Consider the following 12,003-nt stretch of genomic DNA (forward strand, 5'->3'; position numbering starts at 1 on the left):
GTCAGTCGTCCGTTTCGCCGGCCTCGTAAAGCGCTTCGCGGCCGATTCGGTCGAGGCAGAGCTCGGCCGTCCAGGGCAGCATCAGCGAGCCGCAGCGGCTGTCGCGATAGATGCGCTCCAGCGGAAGTGACCGCAGCATGGCCTGACCGCCGCAGGTACGGATCGCGAGTGCCGCGAGCTCGTTGGCACCTTCCATTACCGAATATTGTGCGGCGTAGGCGCGCAGCACTTGCTCCTTGCTCGGATTGGCACGGGCTTCTGTAACGGCCTGGAACCAGATCCCCTTGATCTGCTCCAGCTTGACCTGCATTTGCGCGACCGCGATCTGCTTGGTCGGATACATCCGGCGCTTGACCGGCGGCATGCCTGGGACCTCGCCACGCAGATAACGCACTGTGAAATCATAAGCGGCTTGCGCAAGGCCCATATAGGTCGGAGACAGCGTCAGGAACATGTGCGGCCAGCGCATCGCGGCCTGGAAATAGACACCGCGCGGCATCAGCGCGGAATCGTCTGGCACGAACACATCCTTGAACAGCAGCGTTCTCGAGACGGTGCCGCGCATGCCAAGTGGATCCCAGTCGCCGACGACGGAAACGCCCTGCGATTTCGCTGATATCGCCAGGTAGAGCGTATTGCGGCGCGAGGCTTTCTCTCCTTCCTCGATCTCGGTGCAGAGTACGCCGTAATAGTCGGCATGGCCGGAGAGCGACGCAAAGATCTTCTTGCCGTTGACGATCCAGCCGCCTTCGACCGGCTTGGCTTCCGTGCCGAAGGCAACACCGCCCGCGGCTGCGGCGCCGCCCTCGGAGAAGGGTTGCGAGTAGATCGCGCCGTCTTCGACGATGCGCTTGTAGTGGACGGCCCGCCGCTTTTCGTGTTCGGCGCGGGTCTGCGCATCCATGTCGAGGTCATCGGCCAGAGGCCCCGACCACAGCGTCGAGCAGACATGCATGTTCCAGGTGAGCGCCGTTGCTCCGCAATAGCGGCCGATCTCCGCAGCTGCCAGTGCGTAGGTCTGGTAGTTGGCACCTAGCCCGCCGTGCTTCTTGGGTACGGCGATGCCGAGCAGGCCGACGCGGTGCAGGTCGCGATAATTCTCGGTCGGGAAGATCGCCTCGCGATCGTATTTCGCGGCGCGGCCAGCGAATACGCTCTGGCCGATCTCGCGTGCCCGCGCGATGATCTCGGCCTGTTCGTCGTTCAGGCGGAACGCCACTGGATCGAAGATCGGCGCATCCAGCGCGACCCTGTCGCTCGTGCCGATCGTCTTGCTGACTTGCATGGTCATTGCGCAGTCACCCGTGTTTTGCGGCAATAGAATCGACGAAGCTGCCGAGGGCCTTGTCGAAGGCGTCAGGCCGTTCGAGGTTGGCGAGATGGCCGACGCCGGAGAGTTCGACATATTTGGCCGCAGGAATGTAGGTCGCGGTCTTTGCCATCATCGGCGCAGGGGCATTGTTGTCCTTGGAACCGGACACCAGCAGCGTCGGGACCGATATGTCCTTGAGCGTGCTGCGCTGATCGAAGCCGATCAATGCCAGCATCATGGCGCGATAGGTTGCTTCAGGCACGCTTGCCATGCACTCGCGCGCCAGCTCAATTCCCTTGGGATCGGGATCGTCGCCAACGAGCTCATTCACCAGAGACGGTGCCAGAGACTTCATGGTCTCTCCACGGTCGAGCGGACCCAGCCGCGCGGCGATGAACGATTTCTGCCAGTCGCCGTCGGCCTTTCCGAAGGCGGGGCTGGTCTGTGCCAGAACGACCGCACGTGCCAGTTTCTGCGATTGCACCAGCCATTTCTGGACGATCATGCCGCCGATCGAATGGCCGACCAGAATGGGATTTGTCGCGCCAATCTGCTGGATGAATTGCTGGAGGGCATCGGCCAGGGCAGCGATGCTGACGTCGGCGAGCGGCGCCGATCCGCCGTAGCCCGGCATGTCCCATGCGATCGCGCGAAAACGATTGCCGAATGTAGCAAGCTGCTGTCGCCAGGCCCGCGCCGCGCCGCCGATGCCGTGCAGGAAAATCAGAGGTATCGCGTCTGGATCGCCCGCGGCTTCGTAGGCGAAGCGTCCATCCCTCGTTGTCATTGGTGCAGGCTGCGACACGCGGCATCCTCTTTCTTGCCCGGCGATGCTAACAGGCTTGTGTGGGATGGGAAGAGATAATTTTATACTTAAAGCAATTTTCGGGCCGGTCTCCCGCGGAATTCGTTCGCGGCGTGGATCCGCGCTTTCGTTGCAAAAATTTGAAGGTTAAAATATATCGGGAGAACGATCATCGAGCACAGGGAGCAAACGCATGTCCGGATTGCCGCATTCGCCGCACGCGCTGGTAACAGGTGGCGGCCGCGGCATCGGCCGTGCGATTGCGGCGGCTCTTGTCGGTGCTGGTGCCGCCGTGACAGTGCTCGGCCGGAATGCGGCTACCCTCGAAGAAGCGATCAAAGCGGGTGCCGCGCACCATGCCGCCGTTGCCGACGTCTCGGACGAAGCTGCCCTGAGGGCAGCCATCGCCGCAGCGCATGCGCGAAAGCCGATCGATATCCTGATCGCCAACGCCGGCGGCGCCGAATCCGCGCCGTTTGGGAAATCGGACAGTGCCCTGTTTACGCGCATGATGGACGTCAATTTCATGGGCGTTGTCCATGCCATCAGCGCCGTGTTGCCGGGGATGAAGGACCGCCCTTACGGGCGCATCGTCGCGATTGCATCCACAGCCGCGCTCAAGGGCTATGCCTATGTCAGTGCGTACACGGCGGCCAAGCACGCCGTGGTCGGTCTCGTGCGCTCGCTCGCGCTTGAATTGGCAAGCAGCAACGTCACGGTGAATGCGGTGTGTCCCGGCTTCACCGACACGGATCTGGTCGCCGGCAGCATCGACAACATCATGAGGAAGACCGGGCGCACCCGCGAGCAGGCGATCGCCGAACTTGCCAGGCACAATCCGCAGGGCCGCCTGATCACGCCACAGGAAGTGGCGAATGCCGTGCTTTGGCTGTGCAGCACGGATGCGAGCGCAATCACGGGGCAGGCGATTGCCGTCGCCGGCGGCGAGATCTAGCGTGCGTGAGCGGGCGCGGAACAAGAAAGCGAAGGAGATCGCATGAGCAGACCAGCCAATCCCGTCACCTTGCCGCTCTCGGACTATTCGCCGCAGCACTTCTTGCTGGCCGTGGTCGACGGCGTCGCCACCGTGACGCTCAACCGTCCGGAACGGAAGAATCCGCTGACGTTCGAGAGCTATCGGGAACTAACCGACTTCTTTCGCGCCTGCGCGTTCGACGATGCGGTCAAGTCGATCGTCGTCACCGGTGCCGGCGGTAATTTCTCCTCTGGCGGAGACGTATTCGAGATCATCGGCCCGCTGGTAAAAATGGACACCAAGGGGCTGACCGCATTCACCCGGATGACCGGTGATCTCGTCAAGGCGATGCGGGCCTGCCCGCAGCCGATCGTGGCGGCGGTCGAGGGCATCTGCGCCGGTGCCGGTGCGATCATCGCCATGGCGTCCGACATGCGGCTTGCCGCAAGCGGCGCCAAGGTGGCGTTCCTGTTCAACAAGGTGGGGCTTGCCGGTTGCGACATGGGCGCCTGCGCGATCCTGCCGCGGATCATCGGCCAGTCCCGCGCTTCCGAGCTTCTTTACACGGGCCGATTCATGACCGCGGAAGAGGGCGAGCGCTGGGGCTTTTTCAGCCGTATCGTCACGCCGGAGCAGGTGCTGGCCCAGGCGCAACTGCTGGCCAAGCAGGTCGCGGAAGGGCCGACCTTCGGCAACACCATGACCAAGCGGATGCTGGCGATGGAATGGGCGATGTCGGTGGAGGAAGCGATCGAAGCGGAGGCCGTTGCCCAGGCCCTGTGCATGACGACGGCCGATTTCGAGCGCGCCTACGAGGCTTTTGCCAACAAGGTCAAGCCCGTCTTCAGGGGCGATTGAGCGGCCTTTCCCGTTGGGAGGCCCGGGACGGGGACTTGCGCAAAATTATTTTAGGCTTAAAATAGTTTTCATGGCCGGGTGAATTGGCGAGGCTCCCATGAAAGTCGCGATCATCGGTGGTGGACCTGCGGGTCTCTACGCAGCGATCCTGCTCAAGAAGCAGCGCCCGAGCGCCGATATCACCGTGTACGAGCGCAATCGCGCCGACGACACCTTTGGCTTCGGCGTTGTGTTCTCGGATGCCACGCTCGACAATTTCGAAAAGCACGATCTTCCGAGCTACCGCCGCATCACCCGGGAGTTTGCCTATTGGGATGATATCGCCGTGCATTTTCGCGGCACGGTGCACAGGGTCGGCGGCAACGGCTTTTGCGGCTGCTCGCGGCAGAAGCTGCTTCTGATCCTCCAAGAGCGGGCGCGCGAGCTCGGTGTTGTCCTGCAATTCGAAGTGGATATCGACGACGAGTCTCGCTTTGCCGATGCCGACCTCATCCTGCTCGCCGACGGCGTCAACAGCCGTTTTCGCGAGAAATACGCTGAGCACTTCCAACCGGAAGTCGACCTCCGCGCCAACAAGTTCGCGTGGATGGGATCGACCAGGCCGCTCGATGCTTTCACCTTCATCTTCCAGGAAACGGAGTGGGGACCCTTCATCGCCCATGCCTACCAATATGAGGCGGGCCACTCGACCTGGATCTTCGAGACCGATCCGGAGACGTTCGAGCGGGCCGGGCTGACGGGACTGAACGAGACCCAGTCCGCCGCGCGGATGGCCGAGATCTTCGGCTGGTTCCTCGATGGGCACAAGCTGCTCACCAACCGCTCGATGTGGCGCAATTTCCCGATGATCCGCAGCAAGCGCTGGGTGAAGGGCAACATGGTGTTGCTCGGCGATGCCAAGGCGAGCGCGCACTTCTCGATCGGCTCCGGCACCAAGCTTGCGATGGAGGACGCGATCGCGCTGGCCGAGGCGATGGCGAAGGCACCCGACATCAAGGCCGCGCTGGATGTCTACGAGCACGGCCGCCGCGAGGAGGTCGAGAAGACCCAGCACGCCGCCGACGTCTCGCTGGTCTGGTTCGAGCACGTCGACCGCTTCTGGGATTTCGATCCCGTGCAATTTGCCTTCGGCGTGATGACGCGCTCGAAGGCGATCACCTATGACAATCTGAAGCTTCGTGCGCCCGATTTCGTCGCCGAGGTCGAGAAATCATTCGCGAGGCAAGTGCGCAGCAACGGCTTCGACGTCAGCACCGACGAGCCGATTGTGCCGCTATTCCAGCCATTCCGGCTTCGCGAGATGGAGGTCCCGAACCGTGCCGTGATGTCGCCGATGTGCATGTACTCGGCGAAAGAGGGCGTTCCTGGTGATTTCCACCTCGTGCACTACGGCTCGCGCGCGATCGGCGGCGCCGGCCTGATCTTTACCGAGATGACCTGCGTCAGCCGCGAGGCCCGGATCACGCCCGGCTGCGCCGGCCTGTGGAATGACGAGCAGGAAACTGCCTGGCGCCGCATCGTTGATTTCGTCCACGGCAACTCGGCTGCAAGGATCTGCCTGCAACTCGGGCATGCCGGCCGCAAGGGCGCGACCAAGCTGATGTGGGATGGAATCGATCGTCCGCTGGACGAAGGCGGCTGGGATGTGGTCTCGGCGTCGCCGCTGCCCTATTTCCCCGACAGCCAAGTGCCGCGCGAGCTCGATCGCGCCGGCATGAATACGGTGAGAGATTCGTTCGTCGCGGCAGCCGAGCGCGGCGAGCGCTGCGGCTTCGACATGCTCGAGCTGCACTGCGCCCACGGCTATCTGCTCGCCAGCTTCATTTCGCCGCTGACGAACACGCGTACCGACGAATATGGCGGCTCGCTCGAAAACCGGCTGCGCTTTCCGATCGAGATTTTCGAGGCGCTGCGGGCGGTGTGGCCGAAGCACAAGCCGATGTCGGTGCGCATTTCCGCGACCGACTGGGCTGACGGTGGCGTCACCGGTGACGATGCGGTTGCCATCGCGCGCGCCTTTGCCGAGGCTGGCGTCGATCTCGTCGACGTCTCGACCGGGCAGACGGTCCGCGATGGGCAGCCGGTCTATGGCCGCATGTTCCAGACGCCATTTTCCGACCAGGTCCGCAACGAGGCGCGGGTGGCGACCATGTGCGTCGGCAATATCACGACCGCGGACCAGGCCAACACCATTTTGGCCGCGGGCCGGGCCGACCTCGTCGCACTCGGACGGCCGCATCTGGTCGACCCTTTCTTCACCATGAAGGCGGCGGCCTGGTACGGAGCGGACGACGCATTCTGCCCACCCCAATATTTGCCGGGAAAGGACCAGATCTTCCGCAACAGCGCGCGTGATCGGCAGGATCTCGAAGAGCTGAGAATTAAGGCTAAGCCCAAGACCCGGGCCGAGCTCAAGGCGGAGGCGACAAAGCCGCTTGCGGCCGAGTGACCGCCCGTGCGACGCTAACCCCGTTGCCTGGCGTGTTTTGAGTGGAGTTGAGGGCGATGAAGGCGATTATCGTCGGCGGCGGTATCGGTGGTCTCACCACCGCCTTGATGCTGCGGGCCCGCGGCATCGGCTGTGAGATCTTCGAGCAGTCCGATACGATCCGCGAACTCGGCGTCGGTATCAACACGCTGCCGCACGCCATGCGCGAGCTCGCCAGCCTTGGCCTGCTGCAAAAGCTCGACGACGTCGCAATCCGCACTGACCAGCTCTACTACCTCAACCGCCATGGCCAGGAGGTCTGGCGCGAAGCGCGCGGCGTGGACGCAGGCCATGATGTCCCGCAATTCTCGATCCATCGTGGCCGCCTCCAGGGTGTTATCCATCGCGCCGTCGAGGAGCGGCTTGGAATGGAGGCGATCCATACCGGCTGCCGGCTTGGCGCATTCACGCAGGACGAGGGTGGCGTCACCGCTTACTTCTTCGATCGCGCCGGGGCGCACATCCACACGGCGCGCGGCGATATCCTGATCGGGGCCGACGGCATCCACTCGCGCGTCCGTGACACGCTGTTCCCGAACGAAGGGCCGCCGTGCTGGAACGGCTTGATGCTGTGGCGCGGTGCGCGCGACTGGCCGCTGTTTCTCACGGGTAAGTCGATGATCGTCGCCGGTGGCCTCAACGCCAAGGTGGTGATCTATCCGATCGCGGAGGGATCGAGCCAGGCGAGCCGTCTCACCAATTGGGCGGTGCTGGTGAAGGTGGGCGAGGGCAATGCGCCGCCGCCGCGGAAGGAAGACTGGTCGCGGCCGGGCCGGCGCGAGGAACTGATGCCGCATGTCGCGCGCTTCTCGGTGCCCTATGTCGATGTGAGGAGCCTCATCTCGGCGACGCCCGAGTTCTACGAATACCCGACCTGCGACCGCGATCCCTTGCCCTATTGGTCGTCGGGACGCGTCACCCTGCTCGGCGATGCCGCCCATCCCATGTATCCGGTCGGCTCGAACGGTGCCTCGCAGGCGATCCTCGATGCGCGCTGCCTCGCCGACGCGCTGGTGCGCGCCGAGCATCCGCGGCAGGCCTTGATGGAATACGAGAAGAAGCGCTTGCCGATGACCGCGGACATTGTCCGCTCCAACAGGCGAGGTGGCCCCGAGGGCGTCATCGACGCCGTCGAGCAGCTCGCGCCCGACGGCTTCGACAATATCGAGAATGTGCTGAGCTATTCCCAGCGGGAGGCGATCGTACGCGGCTACGCTACCAAGGCCGGCTTCGCCGCGGTCCCGGGACTTGCGGCAGTGCGCGCGTAAAGCGGCCGCTAACCGGCGCCGGGCGGCGGCGGCAGGAAGTGGATGTTGAACTCGGCGGCCATCGCCACGACGTCCTCCGGCTTCTGCTCCTTCATGTTGTGAAGGCCCCAGAACAGGTCGAACAGTTTTTTGGTCGGTGACACCCAGAACAGCACCTTTGCGGTCTGGTCCGATTTGTTGAAGATGCCGTGCGGCACACCCATGCCGAGCCGGATCAGATCGCCGGGCGTCGCCTGCGCTTCCGAATTGCCGAGCACGAAGTCGAGCTTGCCCTCCAGCATGTAGAGATATTCGTCCTGGTCGGGATGGATATGCGGCGGCACGAACGTGCCCGGAGGCAGCGTGGCGTGCCAGGAGAAACTGTTCTCGGTGTTGCTCTTCGGCACATAAGTCTGGCCGAGGATGTTCCAGGAAATGCCCTGGATGCCTTCGTTAGCCCGCGTGATGCCGGTGATTTCGCTCTTCATTGCAGTCCTCCCATAACGCGACGCGCAGTGTTAGTTCGCCTTGCATTCCTTGGCATAGCGGTCGCCGTAGTTCTCGAAAACTTTTTGAACGATCTCGGTCTGGAATTTGCCATCCGGGCGCTTTGCGACCTTGGTCAGATAGAAGTCCTGGATCGGATAGCCATTGATGTTGAACTTGAACGAACCACGGAGCGACGTGAAGTCCGCTTTCTTCAGGGCCGCCGAAACAGCGTCCTTGTTGGAGAGATCGCCCTTCACGCCCTTGACGGCGCTGTCGATCAGCATCGCGGCGTCATACGCCTGCATCGCATAGGTCCCGGGCACGCCGTTATAGGCGGCCTCATAGGCGGCAACAAATTTCTTGCTCTGGGGATTGTCCAGATTGGGCGCCCAGTTCGCGCCGCCGAACATGCCAACGGCCGCGTCCTGCTGCGCCGGCAGGGTTGATTCATCGACCGTGAAAGCCGAGAGCACCGGAATGCTGTCGGCGAGACCAGCCTGCTTGTACTGCTTGACCAGGTTGACGCCGAGGCCGCCCGGCATGAACGTGAAGAGGGCATCGGGCTTCTGCGACGCAATCTTGGATAGCTCCGGCTGGAAGTCCAGCGTGTTGAGCGGCATGTAGGACTCTTCGACGATCTCGCCCTTGTAGTCGAGCTTGAAGCCGGCGACCGAGTCCTTGCCGGCCTGATAGTTCGGCACCATGAGATACATCCGCTTGTAGCCGCGATCCTGCGCGACCTTGCCGAGGATCTCGTGCACCTGATCGTTCTGATAGGACGTCACATAGAAGAACGGACTGCAATCCTTGCCGGCAAACGTCGAAGGCCCGGCATTCGGGCTGATCAGGAATACCTTGGCCTCCGTGACCGGCCGGTGGATCGCCTGAAGGACGTTGGAGAAGATCGGACCGACCACGAAGTCGACCTTGTCGCGCTCGAGCAGGCTCTTGACCTTTGTCACCGCCGCGTCGGGCTTCAATTCGTCGTCGACCACGACGACCTCGACATCGCGCCCACCCATCTTGCTGCCGAGATCTTTCACCGCGAGGGCAAAGCCGTCGCGAACCTGCTGGCCGAGTGCGGCCGCTGGTCCTGACAGAGTCACGATCAGGCCAAGCTTGAGCTTCTCCTGCGCGAGGGCAGGGCTCATCGCGGTGCCGAGAAGAAGTGTGGCTGCGGCCAAGGTCAGTTGCGTCTTCATGATTGATCCCCCCGTGACATCAGGGCTCGCATTGCAGGCCCCGTACTCCAATCCAAGCTTATGCCGATGACGGCGCTCGCGGCAAGCCAAGCTCAGGCCGCCGCCATCTTGCAGGCAGCGGCGCATGCAAGCGGCGCGCCAATTATTTGAAGCCTAAAGAAACTGCCGTGCGGTCGATTGTTGCAGCTTTGGGCTTGCGGCCGGCGTCGATTTATTTGAAGCTCAAAACGTTGGGGAATCCGAGCCGGCGCCAATGCCGGCCGTGAGTGACTGCATCGAGATGCTCGATTCCGAGACCAAGGCCGTCGAAACGCCGGAGGACCACGCCGATGAGCTTCGGCTGTGGTTGCGCCTGCTCACCTGCACGACCCTGATCGAGGGCGAGGTCCGCGGCCGACTGCGGGAGCGCTTCGATGTCACGCTGCCACGTTTCGACCTGATGGCGCAGCTCGACAAGGCGCCCGACGGCATGACGCTGTCCGATGTCTCCAAGCGCATGATGGTGTCCAACGGCAACGTCACCGGCCTCGTCGAGCGCCTCGTGGAATCCGGCCATCTCGACCGCCGCACCTCGGAGACCGATCGCCGTGTCCAGGTGATCCGTCTCACGAAACTCGGTCGTGCCGAGTTTCGCAGGATGGCCGCGGAACACGAGACCTGGATTGCCGATCTCTTCGCCGATCTGACGCCCAAGGATGTGCGCGAACTGATGCGATTGCTGGCCAAGACCAAGGCGTCGGCGCAGAAATCGGCCGCGCGTCGCCGGCCCTAAGCCCATCGGCGGGCCAGCCGCCAAGCCCCTTTTGCCGCAGGAAAATGCTTGGATTGCCAAAATCGACTATTGCGCCAAATTGTTTTAAGCCTAAAATGTTTTCCAGTGAGTGCTGCCGGGTGCTTTCCATGCGCAAAGGAGCGTGCGATGGCCAACGCCGCCAAGGTTCAAGTCTCGGGCTCGCATGACGCAAACGCTGCGACCGCCCATGTCGATACGTTCGGGCGGCAGCATCTGCCGCCGCCGGATCTGTGGCCGGAGTTCATTTTCACGCGGCCGGAGCTGCGCTATCCGGCGCGACTGAATTGCGTCAGCTATTTCCTCGACCGGTGGGTCGAGCAGGGGCACGGCGATGCGCCTTGCGTCATCAGTCCTGCCGTCAGCTATTCCTATCGCGAACTGCAAGCGCTGGTGAACCGCATCGCCAATGTGTTGGTGAGCAAGCTCGGACTTGTGACCGGCGGCCGCGTGATGCTGCGTTCGGCCAACAGCCCGATGATGGTCGCGACCTATCTCGCGGTGATCAAGGCCGGCGGCATCTGCGTGGCGACGATGCCGTTGCTGCGCGCCAAGGAACTGTCCTATCCGATCCAGAAAGCGGAAATTGGGCTCGCGCTCTGCGACGGCAAACTCTCCGACGAGATGGAGAAGGCAAGGCTCGCCGCCCCCGGTCTCGAGCACGTGGTCTATTGGGGCAATGGGACGCCCGACTCGCTCGAGGCGCTGATTGCGGACGCGAGCCCCGAGTTTACGGCAGTCGATACCGCCTCCGACGACATCTGCTTGATTGCCTTCACCTCGGGCACAACAGGCGATCCGAAGGGCACCATGCATTTCCATCGGGACATGCTGGCGGTTTGCGACGGCTATGCGCGCAACATCCTGCGGGCCGAGCAGAAAGATCGCTTCGTCGGTTCGGCGCCGCTCGCCTTCACCTTCGGCTTCGGCGGCGTTCTGTTCCCGATGCACATCGGCGCTTCCTTCGTCGTCCTGGAGAAGACGACGCCCGACGACATCCTGACGGCGATCGAGCGGTACAAGACCACGGTTTGCTTCACGGCGCCGACGGCGTACCGCGCCATGATCGGCAAGCTGCCCGGTCGTGACATATCCTCACTGCGAAAGTGCGTCTCCGCGGGCGAGACGCTGCCCAAGCCGACGTTCGATGCCTGGCTGAAGGCCACCGGCATCAAGCTCATGGACGGGATCGGTTCGACCGAGTTGCTGCACATTTTCATCAGTGCGACCGAAGACGAGATTCGCCCTGGTGCGACGGGCAAGCCCGTTCCCGGCTATGAGGCTAAAATCGTCGATGACGACGGCAACGACGTGCCGGCAGGCACGATGGGAAAGCTCGCGGTGCGCGGGCCGACCGGTTGCCGCTATCTCGCCGACGAGCGTCAGCGAAAATACGTCCAGAACGGCTGGAATATCACCGGCGACACCTATCTGATGGATAGCGACGGTTACTTCTGGTACCAGTCGCGCTCCGACGACATGATCGTGTCATCCGGGTACAATATCGCGGGCACGGACGTGGAAACAGCGTTGCTCACGCACCCTGCGGTCGCCGAGTGCGGCGTCGTCGGTGCGCCGGACGAGGCGCGCGGGATGATCGTGAAAGCCTATGTCGTTGCCGCGCCCGGCGTGACGCCGGATGCCAGGCTCGCGGCCGAATTGCAGGAGCATGTCAAACGCGAGATCGCGCCCTACAAATATCCGCGCGCGATCGAGTTCGTGACGCAGTTGCCGAAGACCGAGACCGGAAAATTGAAGCGCTTTGCCTTGCGGCAATTGGCGCAGGCGGCTGCGACGTCCTCGGGCGTCGCGGCCGAATGAGATGAGGATCGAGAA

The 12,003-nt window shown here is 63.0% G+C and carries 10 protein-coding genes; 6 read left to right on the top strand and 4 right to left on the bottom strand.

Going from position 1 to position 12,003, the window contains the following annotated elements; translation table 11 throughout:
• Nucleotide 1 precedes the first annotated feature (1 nt).
• Both XH90_RS11555 and XH90_RS11560 read right to left on the bottom strand, forming a co-directional pair.
• Nucleotides 2-1,291, bottom strand: a complete 1,290-nt coding sequence (locus XH90_RS11555; protein WP_194481477.1) for an acyl-CoA dehydrogenase family protein — start codon at nt 1,289-1,291, stop codon at nt 2-4.
• Between the two features lie 7 nt (nt 1,292-1,298).
• A complete protein-coding gene (locus XH90_RS11560; protein WP_246755772.1) occupies nt 1,299-2,099 on the bottom strand; it encodes an alpha/beta fold hydrolase in 801 nt (266 codons plus the stop codon).
• A 211-nt stretch (nt 2,100-2,310) separates the two neighbouring features.
• Between XH90_RS11560 and XH90_RS11565 the strand changes: the two genes are divergently transcribed.
• The 4 genes from XH90_RS11565 to XH90_RS11580 all read left to right on the top strand — a co-directional run bounded on the left by XH90_RS11565 (nt 2,311) and on the right by XH90_RS11580 (nt 7,707).
• Nucleotides 2,311-3,072 carry an SDR family NAD(P)-dependent oxidoreductase gene (locus XH90_RS11565; protein ID WP_194481481.1) on the top strand — a complete coding sequence of 254 codons (762 nt, stop codon included), beginning with the start codon at nt 2,311-2,313 and terminating at the stop codon, nt 3,070-3,072.
• A gap of 42 nt (nt 3,073-3,114) precedes the next feature.
• Nucleotides 3,115-3,951, top strand: a complete 837-nt coding sequence (locus XH90_RS11570) for an enoyl-CoA hydratase family protein (RefSeq protein ID WP_194481483.1) — start codon at nt 3,115-3,117, stop codon at nt 3,949-3,951.
• A gap of 97 nt (nt 3,952-4,048) precedes the next feature.
• The gene (locus tag XH90_RS11575; RefSeq protein WP_194481485.1) at nt 4,049-6,400 is read left to right on the top strand and encodes a bifunctional salicylyl-CoA 5-hydroxylase/oxidoreductase; all 2,352 of its coding nucleotides are present in this window, start codon (nt 4,049-4,051) and stop codon (nt 6,398-6,400) included.
• 56 nt (nt 6,401-6,456) lie between these two features.
• On the top strand, nt 6,457-7,707 hold the full coding sequence (locus XH90_RS11580) for a flavin-dependent oxidoreductase (protein WP_194481486.1): 1,251 nt from the start codon (nt 6,457-6,459) through the stop codon (nt 7,705-7,707).
• An 8-nt stretch (nt 7,708-7,715) separates the two neighbouring features.
• On the opposite strand, the gene XH90_RS11585 is transcribed toward XH90_RS11580, so the two are convergent.
• Together XH90_RS11585 and XH90_RS11590 are read right to left on the bottom strand one after the other, a co-directional pair.
• Entirely contained in the window at nt 7,716-8,174 is a 459-nt protein-coding gene (locus XH90_RS11585; RefSeq protein WP_194481488.1) for a cupin domain-containing protein, read from the bottom strand.
• Nucleotides 8,175-8,204: 30 nt separating this feature from the next.
• On the bottom strand, nt 8,205-9,377 hold the full coding sequence (locus XH90_RS11590; protein ID WP_194481490.1) for an ABC transporter substrate-binding protein: 1,173 nt from the start codon (nt 9,375-9,377) through the stop codon (nt 8,205-8,207).
• Nucleotides 9,378-9,630: 253 nt separating this feature from the next.
• Between XH90_RS11590 and XH90_RS11595 the strand changes: the two genes are divergently transcribed.
• Both XH90_RS11595 and XH90_RS11600 read left to right on the top strand, forming a co-directional pair.
• Entirely contained in the window at nt 9,631-10,149 is a 519-nt protein-coding gene (locus XH90_RS11595; protein ID WP_194481492.1) for a MarR family winged helix-turn-helix transcriptional regulator, read from the top strand.
• A 147-nt stretch (nt 10,150-10,296) separates the two neighbouring features.
• Nucleotides 10,297-11,988 (top strand): benzoate-CoA ligase family protein, encoded by a 1,692-nt coding sequence (locus XH90_RS11600; RefSeq protein ID WP_194481494.1) that lies wholly within the window; start codon nt 10,297-10,299, stop codon nt 11,986-11,988.
• Nucleotides 11,989-12,003: the final 15 nt, after the last annotated feature.

The organism is Bradyrhizobium sp. CCBAU 53338 (assembly GCF_015291665.1).
In the GTDB taxonomy this organism is placed as follows: Bacteria; Pseudomonadota; Alphaproteobacteria; order Rhizobiales; family Xanthobacteraceae; genus Bradyrhizobium.